The organism is Microvirga medicaginis (genome assembly GCF_052658925.1).
In genome coordinates, this window is the sequence record NZ_JBQWEL010000004.1 from 17,975 (window position 1) to 44,429 (window position 26,455).

Sequence of the window (26,455 nt, forward strand, 5' to 3'; positions counted from 1 at the left end):
AAATGGATCACTCATCGCCGGGCGGCTTTAGACGGAATGTCGATTCCGCATTTGGTATTAGCAAATTCGGAGTGCCGTGATGGCGCTGGAGGGTTCGATGCAGGGAAATTTCTCGTCTCCTATCACATATCCGTCACCCCGCCCTTCACCCCGCGGGCGAAATCTGGGCCTGGAGCGGCAGCTGACCAATGCGCTCGAGGGAAGTGTCAGCTTCGACACTTTCACCCGCGGACGATATGCGACAGACGCCTCGGTGTACCAGATCATGCCCGTCGGCGTGGTGTTCCCGAAGGGCTCGTCAGATATCGAAGCGACCCTCAAGATTGCTCGTGAACATGGAGTCCCGGTCATCGCGCGCGGCGGCGGGACATCTCAGAACGGGCAGCCGATAGGGGCTGGCCTCATCCTGGACTGCAGCCGAACCTTCAACGCGATTACCGCCTATGATCCACAGGCCCGGACCGTAACGGTCGAACCGGGAATCGTGCTGGAACATCTCAATGCCCGGCTCAAGACTGATGGCCTGTTCTTTCCCGTAGAGCCCTCGACCGCAAGCCGCTGCACGATCGGCGGCATGACGGGCAACAACTCCTGCGGGGCCCGCTCTCTGCGCTATGGCAAGATGGTCGATAATGTCCTGGCCATCGCCGCCCTCCTGCCGGATGGCGGGGCGTTTGGCGCCGAAATCGGCAGGGTCACGGGCTCGGAGCATATAACCCGCCTCGCGGCCGATATGATTGCCCTCGCTCATCGCGAGCGGGACGAGATCGAGCGCATGTTCCCCAAAGTGCAACGTCGGGTCGGCGGATACAACCTCGATGCACTGTTGCACGAACAGCCGAACCTTGCACACCTACTCGTCGGCTCCGAGGGCACGCTCGCTGTCACGACAGGCGTGACCCTGCAATTATCGGCGATCCCGACGCACCGGGTCATGGGAATATGCCACTTCCCCTCGTTCCGGGCAGCCATGGAAACGACGCGCCACCTTGTGGCGCTTGATCCGACCGCTGTCGAGCTCGTGGACAACAACATCCTGGTCCTCGGGGCCGACATTCCCCTCTTCCGGCGAACGCTCGCCGACATCACGAAAGGGAAACCCAACTGCCTGCTTCTGGTCGAATTCGCAGGCGACGACCTGGATGCACTCAAGATGGACTTGAGGCGGCTGGACCAGTGCATGGCCGACCATGGCCTCCCGGATGCCGTTGTCGAGGTCATCGAGCCGCCTCGCCAGCGCCAGATCTGGGAAGTCCGTGAAGCCTGCCTCAACATCATGATGTCCATGAAGGGGGACGGAAAGCCTGTCTCCTTCATCGAGGATTGCGCAGTCCCGCTGGAACATCTCGCCGATTACACGGATGCGGTGACGGAGCTGTTCGAACGCCGCGGCACTCGGGGCACTTGGTATGCTCATGCCTCTGTTGGCTGCCTGCATGTCCGCCCCATCCTCAACATGAAGGACGATGCGGATATCAGCTCCATGCGCGCCATCGCGGAGGAGGCCTGCGATCTGGTGCGGCGTTTCAAAGGCTCCCATTCCGGCGAGCACGGTGATGGCATCTCACGCTCCGAGTTTCACGAGCGCATGTTCGGAACCCGACTCGTCCGAGCCTTCGAGACCGTCAAGGACGGATTCGACCCGGGCAATCATCTCAACCCCGGTAAAATTGTCCGGCCTTATCGGATGGACGATCGCAGCCTGATGCGCTTCCCACCTGGCTATGATGCCGTAGAGCCTGCTACGACAGCTCTCGATTGGTCAGAATGGGGCAGCTTTGGCCAAGCCGTCGAGATGTGCAACAACAACGGCACCTGCCGGAAGACGCTGGGCGGCACAATGTGCCCATCCTATCGTGTCACCCGCCAAGAGCAGCACGTCACCCGTGGCCGCGCCAACTCCCTTCGTCTGGCTATTTCAGGCCAGCTAGGACCAGATGCGTTTACCTCTTCTGAGATGAAGGAGACGCTGGACCTGTGCGTTTCCTGCAAGGGCTGTAAGCGCGAGTGCCCTACTGGCGTGGATATGGCGAAGATGAAGATCGAGTTTCTTCATCACTATCATGCGCGCCACGGCCTGCCACTCAAGGAGCGGATGATCGCTCACCTCCCCCGCTACGCGCCCTTCGCCGCACTCGTCGCGCCACTCCTCAATTTACGTGACACGCTCCCCTTTCTTGCAAAGGCAACGGAGCGCTGGTTCGGCTTCAGCGCGCGACGCACGCTCCCGAAGTGGCGCCGCCCCTGGAAGCAGCTGGGCAAGATGGCAAGTCCGGATGACGTGGTCGGCGACGGCCGTGACCTCGTTCTCTTCGGCGACACCTTCAATCGCTATTTCGAGCGCGAGAACCTGGAGGCTGCGGAACGCGTTCTTTCGGCGGCCGGCTATCGCCTGCACCACGTCCCGCCGGCGGGGGGCAGACGGCCCCTTTGCTGCGGCCGAACCTATCTCTCTGCCGGACTGATTGACGATGCACGCAAGGAAGCCAGACGCACTCTGGATACGTTCGCACCTTATGTTGCCAAGGGCGCTCGGGTGATCGGCCTCGAGCCATCCTGCCTCCTGACCTTCCGTGATGAATTTGCGTCCCTCCTCCCGAAGGAGGAAGTCGAGCCGTTGGCGAGAGCCGCCTTCCTTCTTGAGGAGGTGCTGGCGACGGACCTGGAGACCGGCACGGCCTCGCTGCCTCTGAAGGACCAAGGTGGGCGGACCGCTCACCTGCATGGTCATTGTCATCAGAAGGCGTTTGGAATCATGGGACCGACCGAGGCCGTCCTGCACAAGGTTCCCGGTCTCAACGTGCAGACCATCGAGTCAAGCTGCTGTGGCATGTCAGGGGCGTTCGGCTATGGCACCGCGACAATCGACATCTCTTTTGCCATAGCGGAACTGTCGCTGCTGCCAGCTGTTCGCGAAGCCCGAGCCGATGACCTCGTGGTTGCCGACGGTACGAGCTGCCGCCATCAGATCCATGATGGCGCCAGCCGCAAAGCGGTTCACGTCGTCCGCGTACTCGATAATTCGCTCGCGTCTCGGCGTCAGGACACGCTATGAACATGATATACTGACCCAAACAAACCAAGCGGTTCGGTGCCCCATGGAAGCTACCCTCAGTATCAGTCGTCGCTACCTTCACGATGAGGTGGCGGAGCGTCTGCGGGACCTGATCCGCTCCGGCGAACTCGAGCCGAAGTCGCGGGTCAATGAGCTTGAACTCGCAGAGCGCTTTGGAATATCACGCACGCCGCTGCGCGAAGCGATCAAGATCCTGGCGACGGAAGGACTTCTTGAGCTGTTGCCCAATCGTGGCGCACGCGTCGCCAGCATTACGAATCAGGAAATCGACGAGATGATCGAGGTTGTGGCGGGACTTGAGGCCACCGCTGCCGACCTTGCCTGCAAACGCATGACGGATGACGAGATCGCTGCGATTGAGGGGCTGCATCAGCAGATGGTCGCAGCTTGGAAGCGAAAGGACAATTCGGGCTACTTTACACTCAACCGTCAGATTCATGAGGCGATCATGACGGCAAGCCGCAATGCGACATTACAAGGGATCTATGAGAATCTGTCGGGACGCATTCAACGGACCCGCTACTCGGCCCACAAGACACCCGAACAATGGCGCAGGGCGGTCGCTGAGCACGAGCAGATGATCAAACTTCTGAGAGCCCGCGACAGTGATCGCCTCGTAAAACTTATGCGCGAGCATATCTACGGGAAAAAAGAAGTCATTCTGGCCGCCTACGGAGAAAACACCTGAGATAGGGAATCAACGCTTGGGCATATTGTCCGGGAAGGCACTCTCCCGGGTCACGCTCTGCCGACCAGCGACCCTCACCATCCAGATTGTGCAGAGAAGACTTGCCATCGGCGAATACTCACTAGAGTGAGTAGCTCAGCCAAGCCAACAGCAGTGGGATCGTCACGATGGACACCATTGTCGACAGCACGACCACGCCGGCCACCTCCTCAGGCTCGTTGTTCCAGCGCTGCGCGAACAGGTAATTATAAACCGCAACAGGGTTCGCTGATTGCAGGATCAGAACGGCTTTCATGGCTCCAGCCAAGTCAAACAGCGTTGCGACCAGAATTCCGATCAACGTCCCTCCCCCGATTCGAAATGCTGTCACCGCGGCAGCGCGACCAAATGAGGCCACCTTCAATCGGCTCAAGGAGGCTCCTAACATCAACAGCATCAGGGGAACCGTCAGGTTGCCGATCAGCGCAAGCGTCTTGGCAACTGGCGCTGGCAGATCGATCCCCCAGAAAGACAGTGCGATTCCGATAGCGACGGCATAGAGCAGAGGCAGACGCAGCAATCCTCGCCAGTTCGCCTTGCCAGCTGCGATGGCTTGTCCGAACGTGTAGTTGGCGACCGAGGAGATCGAGAAGAACGCGATGGCATAGCTCAGCCCTTCGGGCCCGAAGGCATAAAGCGAGAGTGGCAGGCCGAGGTTCCCGGCATTGGGGAAGGCGATGGACGGCAGAAATGTCCGGATGCGCAACCCCGTGATCCATAGAAGCAGTGCTCCAATGCTGACAAAGAGCGCGATGGCTGTCGTAGCTGCCGCTGCTACGGCCGTAAAAGCCTCGAACGACAGACGCGATGTCTGGAATGTACTGATGACGAGGCAAGGAGTCGCCACATCCGCAATGAGAGCCGTCAGATCTCGTGATTCCAGCTTGTATCCCAGGCGCGTCCACATGGACCCGATCCCAACCGTAATCAGGATCGGGAGAACCACTGACGCGATTAGCAGGAGCATAGGAGTGTCCGGCTCACGACCGAGTGAGTGGAATGGGCAGAGCTCGACGAATGGCGCTGCGAGACTGTCCGGCCGGCTGCGTGCGGCAGGGATCGGAGCATGAAAGATCCTGAAGCATGAGCGAGAGTTTAGGACTCAACAAGGACGTGGGTGGCACGACGCAAAGCTAAGCAGGCACAAAGATTGTCAGACATCATAGGGTGTGTAAATGCCTGCTTTCCAGATCACGAGCGGGTTTTCCGTCACTGGTGAAGAGCCCGTGATCGGATGACTTCGCGACCTTTGTACGCTCACTCAGATGTCGATGCTAAGAGTGCTTACTCGTGGGCTTCTCATGCGAGTGTAGCCTCCGGGCCAAACGCGGGAATTCCCCTGCCCTTCAGGAATGTCCGGTGTTCCAGCCTTAAGCGGACCTTCGCTCTTGGAAGCTGCACGCCCTTTGGCGACAGGCAATGGCAGGCTTATGGCTGGAACGGACAGGGGAGTGCGCGGGGCGAAGTGTCTCGACAACCTTTGCCGCGGTTCTGCGTTGATTCAGTATGCAATATATCTGCGATGCTCCAGGGGCGAAGAGCTGGTTTCGGATTGAGACCAAAGGTGAGGCCGCGCTCGAGCCGGATGCGATGCAGCACGCGGTTGAGAAGTACTTCCGCCAAGCGTGGGACGCTGCAGCGAGCCCCTATCACTCGACCGCCGTTCCTTTTATCGAACAGGATATCGGTCTCAAGCCTCACGTGCAGCGTATCATGCCGCTATTCCTGACCTTACGCAGCGCGGAGGGGGATGCCCTTGCAACAGCGATGTTGCCGCTAGGCGGACGGTATGATTCCGCATTCAGGATCATCATCGTTGGTCTGGAGAACCGAGGTCCATACCCTGAACATGGGGAGGCTATTCGGAAGCTGGGTGAACATCTCGGGCTCAACCTCGACCGCATCTACTGCTACCTGTACGGTGGGGCCATCCCGTTCCGAAAGTAACCCGATCGTTATCCTGTGATGACGACGCGAGCCCTCGGGGAGGTGTCCCATGGTTTATGTCATGTTTCAGTACGACCGCCCGACCGGCTCGCATAGGTGGAACGACTACAATCAGCGGGTCCGGGACTGGATTGCCCAGCTTCCGCAAATTTCTGGTGCGGTGTCTTTATGGCCTATCGCACGACGGCTGGAGCCAGCCAGAACACCATGCTGGCGTTCGATACTGTGGAGGACGCCCGCACGGCGGCAGTGTCCGAGCATATGCAGGGAGTTCTCGATGGTCTCCGGTCAGTCGGCAGAATCGTTACGGCTGCCGGGAGTGAGTACGAGCACCTCGGAAGGCCTTTCTGCTAAGCAGGGATCTGATGGATGACGAAAGTGCGAAAGCTGTATACCAGCCCGAATGGGGATCGTTGGTATTTGATCCGGGATACGTCTGGCGAGGTTTTTGTGAGACACGAAGCCAACTTGGCATCAGGCGGCAATGTTGCTCATATCGAGGTTGGCGCCTTCCTGAGTTCTGGGCGCGGGCCTGAGCACCAGGAACTGCTGCGCTTGATTGGAACATTGCTGGACGATGAGGCGGCTCATCTCTGACTTGCCTCCTCTGCACCGTTCGCCACATCCCCTGGCGTGTCTGCAGCGGTAGGGACACCCAAGATATCGCCTGTGCCTTGTAAAGGCCGCATGACAATCTTATGGTCATTGCATCGAGATTTGGCTGACGACTGAGCTGCTGCGCCTCACCGTGCACATGCACGGACGACCTCCCCAAGCATCGATATCCCTTCGAGCCAATGCATATCAGTGCCGCGGCTCACCTTTATCATGGCTAGCAAAAAGGAGCTCACCATGGCGACGGGCACGGTCAAGTGGTACAATGAAACAAAAGGGTATGGCTTCATCCAGCCCGACAACGGCGGCAAGGACGTGTTCGTCCATGCCACCGCACTGGAGCGCGCAGGCCTGCGTGGTCTGGTTGAAGGTCAGAAGGTCTCCTACGATGTCGAGTCCGACCGACGGACAGGCAAGGAATCGGCCGGGAACCTGAAGACGGCCTGATCAAGTCTTCCGATCACCCATTTAGGACAAGGGCCGCTCCGTTACGGAGCGGCCCTTGCGTTTTGGCATAAGGCAACTCGGTGCGTCAGATTGCAAAGGAAAACAGCCCATGGCACGCAACAAATCCAAGCCGATCGAGAGTGGATACGCGCTCTTTGATGTTCTGTATGAGGACGGCTCCCGAAGCTCGAACAGGCGCGTTCCACGCTCCATTCTCGGTGGCCTGGATGGCGACGAGCCCGCAAGGAAGGCCATAGAGGAGCAGGACAACGCCATCGCTGAGAAAGCCCGGCGCCCGCGCATTCCGATCAAGAAGATTACGCGCTCACAAGTTTAGCTTACCTTGGCCGGACAATCGGGCCCGCCGCCGTCAGGCAACATCCTCTTTCGTACCGGCATAGTTGTACTGGGTCACGTCGATGTTATCGAAGGCAAATTTCGGAGGAATAATTTTCAGGATCACAATTCTTTGCCGATAACTTAAAGAATGTCCTTGTAAAAATCTAATAACTACCTATATCTTTATTATCGACTTTGGCCGGACAATCGGGCCGTTTCGCTTTTGGCTCCGCCAGGCGCACGTTCGGACTCTCTTTCCAAAACATCGACGAACCGAGTTGAGTCGCTCTTTTGCGCGCCTTTGCTCATGTGCATCTGCATCAATCGCGAAAGATCACCCCTATGATTATGGGCACCGTAAAATTCTACAATGACATGAAGGGCTTCGGCTTCATTCAACCCGATGACGGCGGCAAGGATGTGTTTGTCCACGCAACTGCTCTTGAGCGTGCCGGCATGCGCGGTCTAGTTGAGGGCCAGAAGGTCTTTTTCGACACGGCCGAGGATCGCCGCTCCGGCAAGGTAGCCGTCAACAACATCCAGAAGTCCTGAGCGTGATAGGGCGCAAACCGTAAGCGCCGGCATACGGAGCCGCTTCCGGATGGAGCGGCTTTTTCTTTGCGAATCTTCGTCATTCGATCTCGAACGAGTGAGGAATTAATGAACACGTTCCGAAAAACGGCCCCTGCGAAATCTGTGATGTTCGTGGTGGATTATGACGATGCTCGTCGGGCTTATCTGTGGATCGACAATCCCGAAAAAGCCAGTGATAGCCGAGCAATCGGGCTGATCGCACGAGCTCAGCAAGAGCAGGGTACCCTTCCCGGCGGCAATATCAGCAGCATCCGGCGCATCCGGTAACGGCACAGGTTAGATCAGGTAGACGAATTGGGATCAGTAAGCGGAATGAAGCATCAGGATCTTGGCGAGCGGCTGAGTGCTGCCAGGAACGCGAAGCAGGCGATGGCGGCGAAGTTCCGGCAGCGCCCAGGCTCCGACGATCCGGCGGTTGCTGAACGACGGGCGGCTCGGGCTGCGGTGAGTGCAGCACGCGAGGCCCGCATGGCTGAACGCGAGACAGTGCGCCTCGCGGAAAACGCCCGTATTGCGTCTGAGCGCGAAGCCCATGCAGTGGAACAAGCGGAGCAGGAAAAACGCATGGCCGCAGAAAAGGAAGCCGGTGACGCAAGGCTTGAGGCTGAGCGCAAGGCCGCGCGCGATGCTCGCTACGCCGCCCGCAAAGCACGAAAGTAGCTGTTCGGATCCGACCGCATCCCAACGATGACGCCTGGTCCAATTCACCCGACACCAAGGAGAGTGACTGATGTCCCACAAGTTCAAAGTCCGACAGATGGTCCGGCTGAACCAGACTGGGTTTTCTGACGCCCGGACGAGTTCTGCCAGCGTCTACGAGGTCGTGCGGCTGATGCCAGCCGACCAGACCGGAGAGTTTTCGTACCGAATCAAGTCGGGAACAATCGAGAGGGCAGTCCGGGAGAGTGAAATTCGGAACATCTAGCCCTCTGGCTCCGAACTCCTTGTTCATCAGATCCGTCGAACAAATGCGACGGAATAATTCACACCAACATATAGATAGGATCTCCGTTGCAGGTTTTGGTGCGTGACAACAATGTCGATCAGGCTCTTAGGGTTCTCAAGAAGAAGATGCAGCGTGAAGGCATCTTCCGCGAAATGAAGGCGCGAAAAGCTTACGAGAAACCATCAGAGCGAAAGACTCGTGAGAAGGCGGAAGCTGTTCGACGCAACCGCAAAGCGGCGCGAAAGCAGGCCATCCGGGAAGGATTGATCGCGGCGCCCAAACCGAAGCCTCGTGTTGCTGGTCCGCGTCGACCGATGATGGCCCCCAGTACCGGGCCACGCACCGAGGCGACAGAGTCGAAGGTCTAGCGGGCCAAAGCAACAGAGCCGGAGCGCCATTCTCGGCCTTGCAAGCAGCGCATGATACATGCTGCGCCGCTTGGGACCCCATACTGAGCTTTGAGCCAGCCCCCTATCAAATGGTCCATAGCACTTGTTGGGAACCGAAGGCACAACGTGTGTGCCAATGAGCCCTGGCTCGGATCAAACACCATTCATCTGACACATTCCATTTGCATGCAGCACGTTCGCTCAAAACTCTTTGATATCTATTTGGCTCTCTGGACCGGGCTCTTCACACCTGCCTTGGCCATCCTGTGGCTATGCGGCTCCCCTGAGCGTGGAGTCCGGTTGGCATCACGGCTTTGGGCTCGCGGCATCCTCATTGGTTTGCAGTGGCTTGTCGGACTGACTTATGTTGAACGAGGGCAGCACAACATCCCCGATGAGCCCTGCCTGATCATCGCCAATCACCAATCGACCTGGGAAACCCTGGCTTTCCTAATCCTTTTTCCTGATGTGGCGATTGTCGCAAAGCAGGAGCTGCTCACAATCCCGATCTTCTCGTGGTTCCTGCGCAAATCCCCGATGATCCTGATCGACAGGGAGAGTGGCTCGAAAGCAGTCCGGAAGATGGTTGACGAAAGCCGGGCCGCCCTTGCCCAGGGCCGTTCCGTGTTGATCTTTCCGGAAGGAACCAGAAAGCCAGTCTCCGAGCCGATCGCGTTCAAGCGGGGAGTTGAACTGCTTTACTCGAAGCTCGACCGGGTGGTTCTTCCGGTAGCTTTGAATTCGGGTCACTTCTGGGGGCCGGCCCGGCCCTTCAAGCGGAGCGGGACAATCTCGGTTTCTTATCTCGCCCCAATCCAGCCGGGTCTTCCCGGCAGCGAATTCACCCGCAGGGCGGAGCAGCTTCTTGAGGCTGAGAGAAGACACTCGTGGTCACAAGCAGCCTAAACTCGGGTTCGGCGATACGCTGATAGCCGAACCCATAAGGTCACAACCGGAGACAAGCACCGCAGGGGCCTGATGGTGATCTATGGAACGGTCACCAACTCGATGAAGGGTTCGAGGCTTGTATAAGGCAGCGTGAACTTCTCGCCCCGGAACAGCATTGGCACGTCCTGCCCACCGGCAAAGCCGAAGGTCAGTTTGCTGCGGACAGTGAAGATCTCACCTGCTTTCACAGAGCCCCAGGCCTCATCCAGATGGTCCATGACGCCGAGTTCATTCAGCTTAAGCTCGATCTTCTGCGTGCGGGCATGCGACGGCAACTGTCGCAAGCTGTTCTCGATCTCGTCGCGCAGGATGGCATAGGCCGGGTTGCGGACCTTGTAGCGTAGCTCCGCATCCTGGGCAAAGCGCCATACGGACCCCACCACCATCTGCTGCTGTTTGGTGAGCGGTTTCTTCTCTGCCTTCGCCGTCTGCTTAGACGTCTTGGCCCTCGCGGGAGCTTCCGTCGGCTGAACATCGGCGATCAGAGCCCATTTGCTCGACCACTCCACGGCTCGGTAGTCACCCTTGGTCAGGCCGTCGGTGAACTCCAGAATGTCCTGATCTATGGGGCGTTTGCCACCGCTTGCCTCGAAATACCGCAGCCGCATGTCGTCTGGGAGAAGGAGATAGAAGTTGTCGCTTTTGACATCCACATCGAAGACATTTGTGACTTTGACGACCTGATCACGGGTGGACGGAGCCTCAACGCCATCGCCGATCGGATAGACGGTTGTTCCTTTAGGAACCCGGATGTAGCCGTTTACTTGAACGTCCGACATATGCTTTTTATCTCTCTTTTTACGATCAGCGGCAGCTGTGGAATTGCAGGCTTGAAAAGGGAACGGCACCCGAAGGTGCCGTTTCTGTTGCTAGGCTTTCCCGAGCCCCGGATGGTTACGCCGCGAGGCGCACCGCACCCATGTCAACGTTGTCGTTGGCATTTATGAATGTGCACTATCAAGGCCGTAGCTCAGCCTAATCGCAGCCTAGTCTTTATCGCGCCCAGTCGAACCCATGTCGCCCCCCTCACAAACACACCGGGACAGCAATTCAGCTTCAACGATAAGCCGTTGCCCAACATCCGTTCTGCGGTACCTAAACGGCCGGTGTGCTTATGGTGGAGGCGGCGGGAATCGAACCCGCGTCCTAAACGCCTATTCCACTCTGCCTCTACGATCATAGTCAGGCGAACCTGACGCCATTGATATAAGCATTAACTGGCCAGATTACCAGACTCCGATTGTGCGATCCCGATACCGATCGGTTGGATAACCCAATCTGCACGCAGGATTGTCCATGCCACGGTATGCGTCGAGGACTTCCTGCTATCTTCGAGCCTAAGCTTCGCCTCAAGAAGGAATCTTCCAAACAAACTGCATGTCCTCGGGGTTAGAGGATCGGACCCAAAAGTGAACTTGCACTTTTGGGATCAATCCGATGCTTCCTTTCTAAGCAGCGCATCGTTTGAGCGGAAAACCGGGTCCACTTTTCCGCACGATGCGCTAGCCCTGAGAAGTGCCATCAGCAAGTCTTCCCTGACGCATTGAGGAGCCGAACCGCCACTAGCGCATCGTGCGGATCCGGAGGTCCACGCCAGGCTCTGCGCACGAATTCCGGTCTGGTGATCAATCGAGCAATTCACTTTAAGGAGATGGCATTGTCCGCAAGACGAGCTTGCCGGTGGTCTCACCTGACTCCAGGACTTGATGTGCCTCCGCCACTTCCGTCAACGCAAAGGACCGGACGCTCGGAACCTGAATGTGGCCTGCCTCCACCCATGTCGTGAGATCATTCACTGCAGCCTGTAGAAGGTCGGTACGGTCCAGGAGAAACGACAGGTTGAACGCCACGACTCCTTTGTTCTCGGTCGTCATCGCCAACGGATTGAAGCGTGGCATTCTCATCAGCCCGATGGCCGCCTTGAGATAGTTGAGGCGTCCGCGCCGTTTCGGCAGCAGCGTGTGAAAGCCATAGACCAGCAGCTTGCCCATGGGCCTCAGATGCGCGTAGCTCTGCGCCAGGGTTTCAGGGCCGTTCGCATCGAAGACAAGGTCGTAGCCATCGGGACACAAGCGCTTGGCTTCATCCCAGAGCGACTGACTGGATTTGTCGATCACCGCATTCGCTCCGAGCTGATGCACATACTCAACCTTGTGGCTTGCCCCCACCACGCCGATCACCTGCAGATCGTGCAGCCTGCACAGCTGGACGAGCGCGGAACCCACTCCGCCGCCGGCCGAATGCACGAGGATCTTCATGCCGGGCCGGATCACCACGTGTTGCAGCAATCCATGATACGCCGTCAGGTGAACGACCAGGAAACCGGCCGCCGCCTCGAAGTTCAGCGCCTTAGGCTTCGGCCAGACAAGATCGGCTGGGGCGCAGACATGAGTGGAGTAGCCGTTGAAGAGGGTAACCCCGAACACCGGATCGCCGGGCTTCACATGACTGACCTCTCGGCCAGCTTCTTCCACCCAGCCTGAATATTCAAAACCCGGCGTGATAGGCCATCCTACAAACCGGCGCGCGGACTCATAGACGCCCCACCGGACACAGATGTCGGCATAATTCACCCCCACCGCATGGGTGCGGATCAGAACCTGGCGATCGCCAGGCTTTGGCACCGGATGGATTTCAAGCTTCAGCTGCTCGTAACCGCCGGCCTTATAGACGACCACTTTGTGCATGAGCTTTGAACGGTTCCCTTTGCGCGGCACGCAACAGCTCAGCATTTCAACGTCAAGACATTTAGACGGGCCGCGTGATCTGATCAGCCAAGACGTCTGCCTCCTGCCCCAGGCATTTACTGGACACATCTTTAGGACCGCTTTGGATCAAACCAGGAAATCCCCTGCCTTTCAGGAACGCCCGGTATATCCTTCTTGAGCAGACATCCGGTTCATCTCTGGGATGTGCCAAGCGCAGTCGTTCCTGACGCAGAGCAGCGGCGGATCCCGATATCGTATCAGCTTCTCTATCGATACGGCACCCGGATGGAGTTGATGAGTTTCTACCCCTCCCCGGTCGCCCAGCCGCTTGTGAGCGCCATGCCACGACAGCTGCCCTAATACTCCAGGATAAGGAACTGACGGCCCAGGCGAGAACTTCTTGAAACGGCGATCGTAGCGCCTTGAACACAGTAGCCGCAGGGCGCTCTTGGTGGAAAGACATGCTGTGGGTCGTTCTTCTCGTTGGCGTCTCTGGGTTGCTTGGTGGCTACGCAGCTGAACGAGCAATCATCCCCAAACTTCAATATCGTCCTGGCACACCCAATGAAGTAGTCGAAACATGCCGCCAAGCGGTCATTGCGGCAGCTCGTACGCACGCCGCCGAGATGGGCGCGGAGCTGATCCGAGTAGATGCGACAAGCGCCGGCGAAATGCGGCGGACGCGAACCGGTCAGCGGGCGCCGGTGGAGATTGGGATCGTCTACGGGCGTCCAAGCGGGCGGGAGGCCCGCCAAGGCGTTATTGAATGCCGCATAGGGGCTCGTGGACAGGCAACTATTGCGGAGCTTGCAGGCGCAGCACGCTAGGCAATTCCTGCACCCGGGCAACCGGCGCCAGTGACTGACGCGAAGCCTGATCCATCTGCCGGACGGCCGCACTCCGTGTAAGGTCGGTTCGTACAACACGTTTCTGCGTGCGCGCAGCGGCTGTTCGCTGAACGGTTCCGGTAACTCCCGGTGCTGCAGGGCGCACGCTCTGTCTGCGAGCCGCAGGGGACGCGGCGTTCGTGGCACGTTGTTGCGGCTCGGCTTTCGTCTCGGCGCTCGGCCCAGAACTGGCAGGTTGAGCGCTGGCCTGTCCCTTCAGACGGGCGAGCTCGGCCTCGGCTGCATCGCGCGCCTTAATGGCTGCTTCCAATTCGGCACGCGCAGAAGATGCTTCCGCTCGCGTCTTCACAAGTTCCTCGAACAGATTGGCGCGAACTCGGTTGAGCCGAGCGATCTCATCCTCTGGGGATGCCTCGCCCGCGCTCACGGACGCGATGCCAAATGCAACAGCTGCCACGATTGCAAAGCTGGCGGAATGCAAGCTTCCCCTACTCTTTTGATGTGACATCGGAGATTCTCCCAAGCTTGTTGATCACGGCACGATGTCGACCGAGCGGCGATCCTGCTCTCCCAGTCCGCGGCTTGGTAGCCCCGCAGAAGGATTAATTGCAAAAGGATTAGCTCTTGGGAGCAGGCCTTCCTTGGTGTTCCAGCACAGCGGGCGAATGGCAGTTCTGGGTCGACCTGAGCCCTCAAGCAAGGTCACGTGAAGGTCGCCTCGCAGCCCCCTTGCGGAAGCAAGGCAAAGGTCGACCCCGTGCCAATTACAGGCCTTCGAAGTACTAAGATACGCTTTGATCCCCGGCAGACCGTCATACGAATGTTTTGTTGGAACGCTCATGCCATTGGCGCATAGGTCATGCGTGCTGACCTATCTACCGCACTGCAGCAAACGACATTATCCAAACTCCAGCGGGACGGTTTTACGCCCCATCTCCCGAAAGATCCGCATTAGGAATAATCACCATGATCGTAGCAACCATTCTCCGCGTTTTCACACGTTTCGTAAACGCTATGGCCAATGCGAACCAGCTTAGGGCCGAGCGCATGCTGAACGAACACCTCGTGCGTGCAGGCAAGAAGCTCGCCTAAGCAGGCAGCGCAGGCCGTTTTCGGGGCTGCACGAAGGAATCTCTGGTCTTCTTAGACTATTGCATCGATAGCCCGACACGGCCGCGATAGAGAGTGGCAGAGATCAAATGCGTTGGCGGAAAAGATCTAAGTAATTGCTCGCTCTCGGAACAGGGTCGGTTCAGCACTAGAAGTCTGGCCCACGCGAAGAAGCGCTCAAGCCAGAGAAAGCTAGGCTGCCTTATTGTCTAAATGGCCGGACACAAAGTCGTTCCAGGCGCGAAGGGCCGCCTCTTCCGCTTCTTCCGCCGTACCGAACGGATCCGATAAGGGACCGTGTAGCGCGTCTTCGCTCTCGCAATCAAGGCAGAGATAATGTGCCTCGTACTGCCCGTATAATTCGAGGCAGTTGACGCCTAAATTCGCTCCTCTGCAAACCGGACACGGCTTTGAGCCAGTCATTGCCACTCACTCCAATTTACCGTTTGTGCGAGACCTGCGGATCGGCGGGAGGCACCATGCCTTCCGCGACTGATGCAAGGGTGCGTTCTCTTCAGAATATCTCTGACGATCCAGTCGCGCGTGGAAATCGCCGAACGCTTTCCAGTCAAGAACGTTCGGCAGATCATCACTCGTTGATGTTGAGGATCGAGATCTTCGATTCCTCCCGGCGCCACAACCAGTAACACTCCTGAATAGCCTCGCGCGCCAGTTCCGGTTCGCGATCCCGCAGAGCTTGAACAAGAGCTCGATAAGCCTCGACGTTTCGCTCGAAAGCGCCGCGGACCATGGAGATGATCCTGACCTTGTTCGCAATTACGGACCGAATGACCGACGAGAGACCATCGATGACGATGACGATCACGGGATTGCGGCAGGCCTTGGCAAGGCTGGCATGAAGCTCGAACTGAAGTTCGACGACATCTTCCAGGGAGTCCGACTCGGCGATCTGGTCAATCAGATCATCGAGCGCCTCGAGATCAGCGGTGCTTGCCTGGATCGCGGCCGCTCCCGCCATCTCCCGGCCGATCATCTCCATGGCATTCTGAATTTGGTCGATTGAAATGAAGCCGAGCTTAAGGGCAACACCGAAGTAGAACTGCAGGAAGCGCGAGTTCGGCAGCGCCAGATAAGTTCCGCTGCCCTGGACACGCTGGAGCAGCCCAAGCGTTTCAAGGACGGTCAGCCGGTCCCGCAGTGTCGGTCGCTGGATGCCGAGCTGGTCCGCCAGCTCACGCTCGGTAGGAAGTTTGATCCGACCGCTGCTGTCAGGCCTGAGCTCCATTGCGATGTCAATGACACGCGCAAGAATATCGTCTTCACCGTCGGTCATCGAAAACCGCAGTTCCTCTAACCAGTGGCCCGCGCCCCAAGACGGGGCCTTTGCTCCTCGTCGGCGTACTGGCCAGAACTACGATCTGCGAGGGCGTGCATCAAGTCGCGAAGCTGTGGGTAAGCGGCATCGAAGATCTTGAACATGCGGTCGTAGGTCTCGATCGTTCGCTGGGACCCGGGACGAATGGCGGTGCTGTTGGCCGAGATCAACGGAAGCTCGGCATCTCCGCTGCCTGCGAATAGTCCTGCTGCTATGGCGCCGAGCAACCCGGCCCCCAATGCCGAAGCGTCAGGCATATCGGACATGATGTAATCGAGCTTGAGGACATCTGCTTTCATTTGCCCCCAGAACCGGTTTCGTGCTCCGCCGCCCACGCTGAGCATGCGCTCCGGGCGCTTGCCCCACTTGGCTGAGCCCCGCTCCAGAATCTGCCGCAGGCCGAAGGTGGTCCCTTCGAAGACCGCCCGAACCATGTCCTGTCGGCTGTGTCGAAGGAGCAGCCCGAGCCAGCTGCCACTCGCCTCTGCGTCCCAGATGGGGCTACGCTCGCCGGCAAGGTAGGGCAGGAACAAGAGACCATTGGCTCCCGGGACCGATTCCTGCGCCAGATGCTCCAACTCGGCAAGAGTCTTGAGCTCCGGCCAGACCTTGTTGTTGAGCCAACCGAAGGCACCGCCCAATGTCGACATTGCGCCGTGGGCGAGCCACCGGCCGGGCACGATATGCTGGCGATGCAGGAAGGACGGCTCGAAATCCGGACGGTCGAGGCAGAAAGTGATAACCCCTGACGTACCGACGGATTCGAAAACCTCGCCGCTGTTCATGAGGCCAACCGCGAAGGAAGCCGCAGCCGTATCGGCGGCGCCGAGGGCCACGGGCGTACCGGCGGGAATTCCCGTCAAAACGGAGGCTTCATCCGTCACTCGGCCGATCAGGCCGGTGCAGGTGCTGATTTCCGGCAGGATCGCCGGATCAAGGTCCCACACGGCCAGGAGGTCACGACTCCAGCTTGGCTCGGGATCACCGATCCGCATCAGGCCCGAATAGGATGCCTGGGTCGGCTCAATGCCATCCTTGCCGCCAAGGCGACGAGCCAGGAATCCGTTGAGCATGGTGACCCGCCGCGTTCTCGCCCAAGCCGCTGGCTCATGTTCGCGGATCCAGCCCAGATTGGCAGCCCAGCAGGTCGAGGTGCTCGCCCGGTTGCCGGTCTGACGCATGTAGGCTTCGCCGTCGGAACCAACTACACCGTCAAGGCGCGCCTGGGCGCGACCGTCGAGGTAAAGAATGCCCGGCCGTACCACCTGACCATCCTCGTCGAGAAGGATGGTCGTCGGGCAGGTCGTGGCAAGCCCGATGGAGGCGATCGTCGGGACGCGGCCAGCAACCTCCCGAATGGCATCAGCGGTTGCCGCCCAATAGCGGTCGAGATCGATTTCGGCCCAGAGCGGGTAAGGCGTGATGACGGGGACCGCCCGGTGCGCCTTGGCGACAAGGCGGCCTTCGCGCGTGAAGGCGCACACCTTGATCCCACTTGTTCCCGCATCGACTCCGAGAAAGACTTCAGTCATTACGGATCGCCACCTTCAAGGCCCGCCCGCTCTCCGCCTCCTTCAGGGCCTCGACGGCGTCTGCCAGTTCGAAGCGGTGGGTCACGAGCGAATTGGCATCAATGAGTCCACCGGCGAGCAGCTTGAGAGCCGTCTCGTAATCCTGTCGACGCAATGCGCTGGCTCCGGTCACGATAATCTCATTGTAGTGCACGAGATTGACATCGAAAGTCGCCATGTCACCGGCCGAGAAGCCCGCGAAGAGATTGACGCGTCCGCCCTTGCGCACGAGCTTCAGCGCCTCGTTGGCAAGCGCCGGAACACCGATCGCCAGGATCACCACATCCGCGCCGAGGCCGTCGGTCACGCCGCGGATCACCTGTGCCAGATCCTCCTTGGTCGGATCGCAGGTGATGTCCACGCCGCGTTCGAGAGCAGCCTGGCGGCGCATCTCGTTGGGCTCGCTCATGATGACCAGCCGCGCCCCGGCCCGGCGCGCGAGCGCCGCGTGCATGAGGCCGATCGGCCCTGCTCCGAGGATGACGACGACGTCACCGAGTTCCACGCCCACATTCCGCAGCCCGTTGATGCAGCACGCCAGCGGCTCCGCAAGCGCGGCCGCCTCGTAGGGCATGCCCTGCGGAATGCGGACGGCGTTGCCGGATTCAAGCGCCAGCGCCGGAACCTTCAAGTACTCGGCGTAAGCGCCGTCGAACTCGTATCCGATGGCCTGACGGTTCTGGCAGACATTCTCCCGGCCCGTCTTGCAGTACGCGCATTTGCGGCATGGAATGACAGGATTGACCGACACCGCATCGCCACAGGAGAACTGCGAGACGCCGGTGCCCACTTCGACCACCTCGCCCGCGAATTCATGACCAAGGACGGACGGAAAGCGGACCCCCTTGGTCTTGCGGCCGCGGAGGATGCGGATGTCGGTCCCGCACACGGTCGCAGCCTTCACCTTCAGGATCAGCTCGCCCGGCCCGGCGGACGGAGTTGCAACATCCTGCAGGACGACATCGTCGGGAGCGCGAAGAACGGCGGCCTTCATTTCTGGAGGTCCTTCTCTTCCTCGAGAGCGCGATCATAGACCCTGAGAGCTCCCTCAACACTGGCGTCGTCGTGCATCAGGGCCGACAGAGCCTTGATGACGGCGGAGGTGTGCGGGTGAGACCACACGAAACGGCCGTAAGTGACGCCGCGCATGCCGACATCGAGTGCCTCACGGGTCATGCGCAAGTAATCCTCGAGCGTCTCACCCATCTCGCCACCGGCCAGTGCCACGATGGACGGGCAGGCGTCGACCACCGAGCGGAAGCTCTCGGCTGAACCGGACCACATGGTCTTGATGATGTCGACGCCCAGTTCGGCACCGGCGCGAACGGCATAGGCCAGCGCTTGGGCATCATGCTGATCCTTGATCAGAGCGCCCTTCGGGTAGATATGCGCCACGAGCGGCATGCCCGCCGAAGCCGCCTCCTTCGAGATCTTGCCGAGGAAGGTCAGCTGCTGGGCCTGATCGGGACCGCCGACGATGCAGCCCACCGAAATGGCGTCGGCGCCGAACCGCACCGCCTCCTCCACGTCCGCAACAGGCGTGTCGTAGGTCGGATGGTACTGCACCGAATAGGCGCTGGCCTTCAGGATGATCGAAGACTGCCCGGCGTAGGGAGCAAACACCTTCTCGGCGATTCCCTTGTGCATCGTGATCGCATCCGGGCCACCGGCGACGACCTTTTTCATCACGGACCGGATGTCCACGAGCCCCGGCATCATTCCGCGGGTGATCGGATGGTCGACCGTGATGGCGAGCATGCGACCGGACTTACGATTCACAATCCGGCTGAGGCGAACTTCTTTGCCGAGGAACATGGGGACTCCCTAATGCATGGTCGGAGTTTCCGACGAAACAAACCGCTATTTGGTTATACCAATTATATAGCCCTATGGCTAGAATCATGCAATTGGTTAAACCAATTGTCAGATCACTAAATTTCTCGGGGTACCGGCCCAGAAAAGATCGATGTTCTCGAACAACTGGTCCGTGAGGCCTTGGACCGCCTCGCTGCTCGCCCAAGCCACGTGAGGCGTCAGAATGAAGTCGGGCCGATCGAGCAGGCGCATGAACGGATGATCCGGTGCAGGCGGCTCTGCCGTGACCACGTCGAAGGCAGCGCCGGAGATCTGACCTGAGATGAGCGCATCCGCCAGAGCCGCCTCGTCCACGAGCCCTCCTCTCGCCGTGTTGATGAGCAGCGGACGGCGCTCCATCCGGGAGAACTCGGGCGCGGCGATCATGTTGCGGGTCGAGGGCATCAGCGGCGAGTGCAGCGTGATGATGTCGCTCTGGCGCAGAACGTCCTCGAACGGCGTGTAGAGCGGCCCCATGCCGGTCGAGCCCTTGTAGGCCGAGAACAGCACCCGCATGCCGAAGGCGCGGCCGAGATCGGCCACTGCTCGTCCCAGCACGCCGTCGCCGATGACGCCGAGGGTCGAGCCGGCAAGATCGCGGATCGGATAATCGAAGAAGCAGAACTGGCCAGCCTCCTGCCAGCGCCCCCGGCGAACAGCCTGCGCATAGGCGAGAATGCTGCGGCGCAGGGCCAGAATCAGTGCGAAGGTATGTTCAGGAACCGTGTTCACCGCATAATTGCGGATGTTGCATACAGCGATGCCGCGCTCCGCGCAGGCCGCAACATCGACAACATCGTACCCGGTGGCGGCGACGGCAATCAGTTTCAGGTTCCGAGCCTGAGCGATAGCTTCCCGTTTCACAGGGGCCTTGTTGGTGATGACGATATCCGCATCGGCAACGCGGGCCGCCACATCTCCCGGAGCGGTCTTGCCGTAGGTGACGAATTCGTGCGGGAAGGACAGAGACCCCAGTTTCGTTTCTGGCGCGAGCGTCTCACGGTCGAGAAAGACGATGCGAGCCGGTGCACCGGATAAGGATTCAGTCATGCGACACCACTTTCTGCACGTCGGCTATGGCGATTCATGCGGCGCATGTGAGGTCTGAATCGCCTGGATAAACCAGTTCCCTGCCCTCGCCGGGAAGAACGAAGGACCGGATGCCGGCGCGCCCGATCCCTCCTGCGTTTGTATCGCCGTCAGTAGAGACCGAGGAGCTTGATGGGTCCTACGGTGAGCACCGGAAACAGGACGAGTGCCAGGATGGCCGCCGTCAGGATCAACACCGGCACCATCGATCCACGGATGACGTCTTCGATCGACATCTTGGCGACTTGGGCTACCGCATAGAGACAAACACCGACCGGCGGCGTCACCAGCCCCAGGGTGAGCGTGATCACCGTCACGATCAGGAAGTGCATCGGATCGATGCCCATCTTCAGGGCAGGCGGCAGCAATACCGGGATCAGGATGAACATGGCCGCAATCGCATCCATGAACATGCCGACCACAATGAGGAACAGGAAGATCAGAAAGAGCGCCATGGTCGGCCCGGTGCTTATGCTGGACAGGAACCCGGCCATCTTCACTGGCAAGCCATCAAAGGCGAAGACCCAAGCCGCGAGCTTCGCGGTCGCGGCAATGAACAGGATCGTGCCGGAGGCGCGGGCCGTCTCGACCAGGATGCTCCAGATCTCGGCCGCGGGGATCGTGCGATAGACGATCACGGACAGAAACATCGTGTAGACCACCGCGATGGCGGCGGCTTCCGTGGGTGTGAAGAACCCATTCACGATGCCGCCGAGCAGGATGACCGGGGTCAGCATCGGAAGAATGGCGCGAAGCCCAGTCGTCATCACGAGGCGGAGGTTGAACGGCGTCGGCGGATTGTAGCCGTAATGCACCGCATAGAAGTGGTTGAACACCATGAACACGAAGGCGATGAACAGGCCGGGAACGAGTCCCGCCACCAGAAGCGTGCCGATGGATACGTTCGCGATGGAGCCCGCGATCACGACCAGGATGGAGGGCGGGATGATCGAGGACAGAGTCGAGGTAACGAGGGTCATGCCCACCGCATAGCCCTTGGGAAAACCATGCCGCTCCATTGCCTTGATCTCGATGGCGCCCACCGATGCGATGTCGGCAACGGAGGATCCGGAGATGCCGCCGAAGATGACGGAGGAGACGACGTTCACGTGGCCAAGGCCGCCCGGCATCCAGCCGACCATTGCCTCGGCGAAGTCGAAGATCCGCTCGGCCACCCGACCCCGCTCCATGAAGTGCCCCACCAGGATGAAGAGCGGCACAGCCACGAGCAGGAATGAGTTCATGGCCGAGAACATGCTTTGCGACAGCAGATCGATGGGCGTCGAGGTGAACATCACGATGACGGCGACGCTGGCGAGACCAAGCGCCACTGCCAAAGGAACTCCGAGAGCCGACAATCCGAGAAAGAGGAGAAGAAGCGCAATGCTCACGACATATGCCCTTTCGAAACGAAGGCGTCGGTCTCGTCGAGCGCGACCTGTGGAGGAGCCCCGACTTCCGGAAGCTCAATGAGTTCCCGGTTCGTCCTCAGCGATTCAAAGATGGCCAGAATGGCGAGAATGGCCGAGATGGGCATGATCAGCCCGATGACCCACATCGGGATCGGCAGGGTCGCCGTCTCTTCGTTCATCATGATCTGCTGGCGGATGAGGCTGAGCCCCGTCCATCCCATGAGGACGAAGAACAGAATCGAGGAGCTGACATAAATCGGAACGGCGAGGCGTCGGAAGACGCTTGGAATTGCGGCAATGAACACCACCACCCTTGCGCTTTCGACCGTCCGGAAGCCTGCCGCAAGCCCAAGAAATACCATCCAGACGAAGAGATAGCGGGTCGCTTCTTCAGACCAGGAAACGGGCATTCCGATCAGGCGGCTCACGACTTGGATGAGCACCACGATCAGGATGCCGGCGGCAGTCGCTCCGGCCGCGAAATCGGCTGTAATCTTGACGAATCGGCCAAGAAGGGACGGCTTATGGGCCATAGGACATCACTCCCGAATCAAATGCTGGCCGCATATGCGGCCAGCGCTCTTGGATGATGCTGTTTCACTGTTTGCTGACAGTCTCGATCGTACGGTCGAAGAAGGCCTTGTCCTTGACCAGCTGCGAGAATGTGGGGAACAGCTCCTTCGCAACGTTTGCGAAAGCCTTCTGCTGCTCGGGCGTCAGGCGCTCGACCTTCATGCCTTTTTCGGTGAGGGTCGCAATCGATTTGCTCTCATCAGCGGCATCGTTCTCGACCTTCCACGCCTCGGCCTCGACAGCTGCCTGCTTGATGGCCGCCTTCTGATCCTCAGGCAGTGCGTTGTATTTGGCGGGGTTGATCGCAAGCACCCAGCCGTCCGCCATGTGGTTCGTCATGGTTGCGTAGGACTGCACTTCGTAGAACTTGGCCGTCACGGGAATGTTGATCGGATTCTCCTGCCCGTCGATGACCTTCAGCTGCAGGCCGTTGTACACCTCGGCGAAAGCCATCGGGGTAGGAGCCGCCCCCATCTTCTTGAAGAACTCGACCCAGAGCGGGTTGTTGGGCACGCGGAACTTCATGCCGGTCAGATCCTGCGGACTGGTGATCGGCTTGCGGGAATTGGTCATCTGGCGGAATGGCCGCGGCCATAGACCCAGCCCTTGGATGCCGATCTTGTTCAGATCGGCAATGAGCTCCTGTCCCATCGGCCCCGAGAGATAGGAGCGGAGCTGGGCAGTATCAGTGAAGAGGTACGGAACTGAAATCGCCGTGAACTTCGGGTTGAAGTTGGCATAGAGCGACGTCGAAAGGAGCAGCATGTCGAGCGAGCCGCCCGCAAGCTGCTTTACCGCAGCCGAGGGATCGCCGCCATAAAGCTGCCCGTTCGGGAACACCTTGACCGTGACCTTGCCTCCGGTCTTCTGCGACACGAGTTCGGCGAACTTGTTGGCTGCCAGAGTGATCTCGGAATTGTCCGGATCAGGCGTCGACAGAGTGAAGTTGGTCTGGGCGCCGGCTGCGGTCGCCACCATCATCAGCGCAGCCGTGGCGGCGCCACGGAACATGGATTTCAGCATTCTCGTTTCCTCCTAAGGGTCATTTGTTATTGGTTATACCAATAGGCTAGATGACAAAGAAACGGCTGACAAGTGGTATAACCAATGATGATTTCCATAACAGGCCTAGACGATAGTCGGTCCAGCAGGGCTGTTCTCTGCTATGAAGTTTCAGATAACACTGCCCAATTCTTCCTGCTGCCTTCATCCTTTTGCCCAGCAGGCGGTCTACAGAGGGTGTTGAAGAAGGATCGGAAGGAACCATAAAGCAGAGCATCCCCTGCCCGCTCCGAAGAAAGCGCTAAGCTAACTTCCAGAGCTCGCGAAACCGTATTTGGCTGCATATCGATGACGACGCTAACCGCTTCACCGGCTTGGCAGGCGCTTCAAGCGCATTCCGCTGCCGTTCGCTCCCTGCATCTGCGCGAGCTGTTTGCTCAAGATCCGGAGCGCTTCGATCGCTTCTCGATCAGGCTCGGGGATCTCCTGCTCGATTATTCCAAGCATCGGATCACGACCGAGACGATGGCGCTGCTCTTCAACCTCGCGCGGCAAGCCGATCTGGAGGGCTGGCGCGACCGGATGTTCTCGGGCGAGAAGATCAACACGACCGAGCACCGGGCCGTGCTGCACGTCGCCCTGCGCAACCGCTCGGATCAACCGATCCTCGTGGATGGTACCGATGTGATGCCTGGCATCATGGCGGTGCTGGAGAGAATGCGGCAATTCTCCGAGCGCGTGAGGAGCGGCGATTGGCGTGGCGCCACCGGCGAGAGCATCACGGATGTGGTCAATATCGGCATCGGCGGCTCGGATCTTGGCCCCTTCATGGTCTGCGAGGCTCTGAAGCCCTATCAGCGACCGGACCTGCGGCCCCACTTCGTCTCGAATATCGATGCGGCACATCTCACCCATACGCTCGCCCGCCTCGATCCTGCGCGGACCCTCTTCATCGTCGCATCGAAGACCTTCACCACGCAGGAAACGATGACGAATGCTGCGAGCGCCCGGGCATGGCTGACCGGCGCCCTGGGTGAGGATGCAGTCGCCAAGCACTTTGTCGCCGTCTCGACCAATGCCGCCGAGGTGTCGCGCTTCGGCATCGACACCGCCAATATGTTCGAGTTCTGGGATTGGGTCGGCGGTCGCTACAGTCTCTGGTCCGCGGTCGGCCTGCCGATTGTCCTGGCCGTCGGTTTCGAGCGTTTCCGCGAACTGCTCGAGGGTGCCTTTGAGATGGACCGGCACTTCCGCACCGCCCCTCTCGAGCAGAACCTGCCCGCGATCATGGGCCTGCTCGGCATCTGGTACCGCAACTTTCTCGGCGCCTCTAGCCTTGCCCTGCTCCCGTACGATCAGCATCTCCATCGCTTTGCCGCCTACTTCCAGCAGGGAGACATGGAGAGCAACGGCAAATCCGTGCATCGGGATGGCCATCGAGTGGATTATGCCACGGGCCCGATCATCTGGGGCGAGCCGGGCACGAATGGACAGCATGCTTTTTTCCAGCTTCTCCACCAGGGCACGGAGCTGATCCCGGCAGACTTTCTCGCCGCAGCAGAGAGTCAAACGCCCCTCGGAGACCATCACGAGAAGCTCCTTGCCAACTTCCTGGCTCAGACCGAAGCTCTCGCCTTCGGCAGGACCGAGAGCCAAGTGAGGGCCGAGTTGCAGAAGCGGGGCCTGTCGGGCAAGGCCCTGGAGTCGCTCGTGCCCCACCGCGTGTTCGAGGGCAACCGGCCAACGACATCAATCCTGTACCGGAAGCTGACACCGCACCGGCTCGGCTCCCTGATCGCGCTCTACGAGCACAAGATTTTCGTTCAAGGCGTGATCTGGGGGATCAACAGCTTCGACCAGTGGGGCGTCGAACTCGGCAAGGAGCTGGCCTCCCGCATTCTGCCCGAACTTCAGAGCGATAGGCCAACCACAAGTCACGACAGCTCGACGAACGGCTTGATCGACTACATTCAGCATCTCCGCCAGGGCGTTGTCACATCAAGCAAGTAAGACCTTTTTCGCCCTGGATCCTAACCTGTCTAAGTCATTGAATATCCGTGACCTGGCTGCCCGTCAGCGAGGCAACAGAGACAGGCTGCGCAAACACACCTCGAAGACCGCGAGCCTCGTTCATCCATGTAGATTGACGCCAGAATGAGACAGAGGGTCCACTGATCAGATGACTATCTTTGTACTGACAGGGGCTGGCGTGTCAGCCGAGAGCGGCTTAGGCACTTTCCGGGATAAAGATGGCCTGTGGTCCCGCTTCGATCCAATGAAGCTCGCCACGCCAGAGGCATTTGCCCATAGCCCAGACGAGGTGCATGCCTTCTACAACATGCGACGCCAGAACCTTCTTTCGGCAGAGCCCAACGCCGCCCACCGGGCGCTTGCCCACTTGGAGGTTGGTCTCGCAGAGCGCGGGGACCGCCTGTTCCTGTGTACACAGAACATCGACGACCTCCACGAGCGGGCCGGATCGCAGCGGGTCGTTCATATGCATGGCGAACTGCTCAAGGCCCGTTGCACAGCCTGCGGCGAGACGATGCCATGGCGACAGGATTTGGGCGTCGAGGTCCCCTGCCCGTCCTGTCGCCGTTCTGGAGGATTGAGACCTCATGTGGTCTGGTTCGGTGAGATGCCGCTAGAGATGGACGCGATCGATGACGCCCTGCGCGAAGCCGACCTGTTCGTTGCCATTGGCACCTCGGGCTCGGTCTATCCGGCTGCGGGGTTCGTGTCAGAGGCGCGGAGGCATGGCATCCGGACCTGGGAGATCAACCTGGAGCCCTCAGACAATGCTCGGCAGTTCGATGAGGGACGGTATGGGCCAGCAAGCGAGGCCGTCCCGGCTTGGGTCGAACATATACTTATGCGCTGAAGAACTTTTGGAGTAGCATGGGCCGGGTTCAGGCTTTCGAAGG

General features: G+C 59.5%; 26 protein-coding genes and 1 other RNA gene. 14 read left to right on the plus strand and 13 right to left on the minus strand.

Going from position 1 to position 26,455, the window contains the following annotated elements; all coding sequences use genetic code 11:
* Positions 1-97 precede the first annotated feature (97 nt).
* Positions 98-3,055, plus strand: a complete 2,958-nt coding sequence (locus ACUXUR_RS07285; protein WP_445501684.1) for an FAD-binding and (Fe-S)-binding domain-containing protein — start codon at positions 98-100, stop codon at positions 3,053-3,055.
* 43 nt (positions 3,056-3,098) lie between these two features.
* The gene (locus ACUXUR_RS07290; protein ID WP_445501685.1) at positions 3,099-3,764 is read left to right on the plus strand and encodes a GntR family transcriptional regulator; all 666 of its coding nucleotides are present in this window, start codon (positions 3,099-3,101) and stop codon (positions 3,762-3,764) included.
* Positions 3,765-3,885: 121 nt separating this feature from the next.
* Here ACUXUR_RS07290 and ACUXUR_RS07295 read toward each other — a convergent pair whose 3' ends face one another.
* Entirely contained in the window at positions 3,886-4,770 is an 885-nt protein-coding gene (locus tag ACUXUR_RS07295; protein WP_445501686.1) for an AEC family transporter, read from the minus strand.
* A gap of 539 nt (positions 4,771-5,309) precedes the next feature.
* Between ACUXUR_RS07295 and ACUXUR_RS07300 the strand changes: the two genes are divergently transcribed.
* The 9 genes from ACUXUR_RS07300 to ACUXUR_RS07340 all read left to right on the plus strand — a co-directional run bounded on the left by ACUXUR_RS07300 (position 5,310) and on the right by ACUXUR_RS07340 (position 9,986).
* Positions 5,310-5,750, plus strand: a complete 441-nt coding sequence (locus tag ACUXUR_RS07300; protein WP_445501687.1) for a hypothetical protein — start codon at positions 5,310-5,312, stop codon at positions 5,748-5,750.
* A gap of 852 nt (positions 5,751-6,602) precedes the next feature.
* Positions 6,603-6,812 carry a cold-shock protein gene (locus ACUXUR_RS07305; protein WP_445501688.1) on the plus strand — a complete coding sequence of 70 codons (210 nt, stop codon included), beginning with the start codon at positions 6,603-6,605 and terminating at the stop codon, positions 6,810-6,812.
* 109 nt (positions 6,813-6,921) lie between these two features.
* Positions 6,922-7,149 carry a hypothetical protein gene (locus tag ACUXUR_RS07310; RefSeq protein ID WP_445501689.1) on the plus strand — a complete coding sequence of 76 codons (228 nt, stop codon included), beginning with the start codon at positions 6,922-6,924 and terminating at the stop codon, positions 7,147-7,149.
* A 344-nt stretch (positions 7,150-7,493) separates the two neighbouring features.
* Positions 7,494-7,703 (plus strand): cold-shock protein, encoded by a 210-nt coding sequence (locus tag ACUXUR_RS07315; protein ID WP_445501690.1) that lies wholly within the window; start codon positions 7,494-7,496, stop codon positions 7,701-7,703.
* A 108-nt stretch (positions 7,704-7,811) separates the two neighbouring features.
* Positions 7,812-8,012 (plus strand): hypothetical protein, encoded by a 201-nt coding sequence (locus ACUXUR_RS07320; RefSeq protein WP_445501691.1) that lies wholly within the window; start codon positions 7,812-7,814, stop codon positions 8,010-8,012.
* A 45-nt stretch (positions 8,013-8,057) separates the two neighbouring features.
* Positions 8,058-8,405: a DUF6481 family protein gene (locus ACUXUR_RS07325; RefSeq protein ID WP_445501692.1), complete on the plus strand. Its 348-nt coding sequence runs from the start codon at positions 8,058-8,060 to the stop codon at positions 8,403-8,405.
* A 70-nt stretch (positions 8,406-8,475) separates the two neighbouring features.
* Positions 8,476-8,670, plus strand: coding sequence for a hypothetical protein (locus tag ACUXUR_RS07330; protein WP_445501693.1), 195 nt, complete (start codon positions 8,476-8,478; stop codon positions 8,668-8,670).
* An 86-nt stretch (positions 8,671-8,756) separates the two neighbouring features.
* Positions 8,757-9,059, plus strand: a complete 303-nt coding sequence (gene rpsU, locus ACUXUR_RS07335) for a 30S ribosomal protein S21 (RefSeq protein ID WP_445501694.1) — start codon at positions 8,757-8,759, stop codon at positions 9,057-9,059.
* A gap of 321 nt (positions 9,060-9,380) precedes the next feature.
* Entirely contained in the window at positions 9,381-9,986 is a 606-nt protein-coding gene (locus ACUXUR_RS07340; RefSeq protein WP_445501695.1) for a lysophospholipid acyltransferase family protein, read from the plus strand.
* Positions 9,987-10,066: 80 nt separating this feature from the next.
* On the opposite strand, the gene ACUXUR_RS07345 is transcribed toward ACUXUR_RS07340, so the two are convergent.
* From ACUXUR_RS07345 to ACUXUR_RS07360, 4 genes are all read right to left on the minus strand, one after another.
* Positions 10,067-10,807, minus strand: a complete 741-nt coding sequence (locus tag ACUXUR_RS07345) for a hypothetical protein (protein WP_445501696.1) — start codon at positions 10,805-10,807, stop codon at positions 10,067-10,069.
* A gap of 73 nt (positions 10,808-10,880) precedes the next feature.
* Positions 10,881-11,264, minus strand: a transfer-messenger RNA (tmRNA) gene (ssrA, locus tag ACUXUR_RS07350).
* Between the two features lie 407 nt (positions 11,265-11,671).
* Complete coding sequence (locus ACUXUR_RS07355) at positions 11,672-12,715, minus strand: synaptic vesicle VAT-1 family membrane protein (protein WP_445501697.1); 1,044 nt, start codon at positions 12,713-12,715, stop codon at positions 11,672-11,674.
* A gap of 816 nt (positions 12,716-13,531) precedes the next feature.
* Positions 13,532-14,041, minus strand: a complete 510-nt coding sequence (locus ACUXUR_RS07360) for a hypothetical protein (protein ID WP_445501698.1) — start codon at positions 14,039-14,041, stop codon at positions 13,532-13,534.
* Positions 14,042-14,550: 509 nt separating this feature from the next.
* Here ACUXUR_RS07360 and ACUXUR_RS07365 point away from each other — a divergent pair.
* Entirely contained in the window at positions 14,551-14,676 is a 126-nt protein-coding gene (locus ACUXUR_RS07365) for a hypothetical protein (RefSeq protein WP_445501699.1), read from the plus strand.
* A 607-nt stretch (positions 14,677-15,283) separates the two neighbouring features.
* Here ACUXUR_RS07365 and ACUXUR_RS07370 read toward each other — a convergent pair.
* From ACUXUR_RS07370 to ACUXUR_RS07405, 8 genes are all read right to left on the minus strand, one after another.
* Positions 15,284-15,988 (minus strand): FadR/GntR family transcriptional regulator, encoded by a 705-nt coding sequence (locus tag ACUXUR_RS07370; protein ID WP_445501700.1) that lies wholly within the window; start codon positions 15,986-15,988, stop codon positions 15,284-15,286.
* 17 nt (positions 15,989-16,005) lie between these two features.
* Positions 16,006-17,562: a xylulokinase gene (locus tag ACUXUR_RS07375; RefSeq protein WP_445501701.1), complete on the minus strand. Its 1,557-nt coding sequence runs from the start codon at positions 17,560-17,562 to the stop codon at positions 16,006-16,008.
* Positions 17,555-18,595: a zinc-dependent dehydrogenase gene (locus ACUXUR_RS07380; RefSeq protein ID WP_445501702.1), complete on the minus strand. Its 1,041-nt coding sequence runs from the start codon at positions 18,593-18,595 to the stop codon at positions 17,555-17,557. The genes ACUXUR_RS07375 and ACUXUR_RS07380 overlap by 8 nt, the downstream gene beginning before the upstream one ends.
* The gene (locus tag ACUXUR_RS07385) at positions 18,592-19,416 is read right to left on the minus strand and encodes a class I fructose-bisphosphate aldolase (RefSeq protein ID WP_445501703.1); all 825 of its coding nucleotides are present in this window, start codon (positions 19,414-19,416) and stop codon (positions 18,592-18,594) included. Before ACUXUR_RS07385 ends, ACUXUR_RS07380 begins: the two co-directional genes overlap by 4 nt.
* Before the next feature lie 108 nt (positions 19,417-19,524).
* Entirely contained in the window at positions 19,525-20,505 is a 981-nt protein-coding gene (locus ACUXUR_RS07390; RefSeq protein WP_445501704.1) for a D-2-hydroxyacid dehydrogenase, read from the minus strand.
* A 149-nt stretch (positions 20,506-20,654) separates the two neighbouring features.
* A complete protein-coding gene (locus tag ACUXUR_RS07395) occupies positions 20,655-21,935 on the minus strand; it encodes a TRAP transporter large permease (protein WP_445501705.1) in 1,281 nt (426 codons plus the stop codon).
* Complete coding sequence (locus ACUXUR_RS07400) at positions 21,932-22,489, minus strand: TRAP transporter small permease (protein ID WP_445501706.1); 558 nt, start codon at positions 22,487-22,489, stop codon at positions 21,932-21,934. The genes ACUXUR_RS07395 and ACUXUR_RS07400 overlap by 4 nt, the downstream gene beginning before the upstream one ends.
* Positions 22,490-22,553: 64 nt before the next feature.
* Positions 22,554-23,552 carry a DctP family TRAP transporter solute-binding subunit gene (locus tag ACUXUR_RS07405; protein ID WP_445501707.1) on the minus strand — a complete coding sequence of 333 codons (999 nt, stop codon included), beginning with the start codon at positions 23,550-23,552 and terminating at the stop codon, positions 22,554-22,556.
* A gap of 327 nt (positions 23,553-23,879) precedes the next feature.
* Between ACUXUR_RS07405 and pgi the strand changes: the two genes are divergently transcribed.
* On the plus strand, positions 23,880-25,541 hold the full coding sequence (gene pgi / locus ACUXUR_RS07410; RefSeq protein ID WP_445501708.1) for a glucose-6-phosphate isomerase: 1,662 nt from the start codon (positions 23,880-23,882) through the stop codon (positions 25,539-25,541).
* Positions 25,542-25,710: 169 nt separating this feature from the next.
* The gene (locus ACUXUR_RS07415) at positions 25,711-26,412 is read left to right on the plus strand and encodes an NAD-dependent deacylase (protein WP_445501709.1); all 702 of its coding nucleotides are present in this window, start codon (positions 25,711-25,713) and stop codon (positions 26,410-26,412) included.
* The last annotated feature ends 43 nt before the right edge of the window (positions 26,413-26,455 follow it).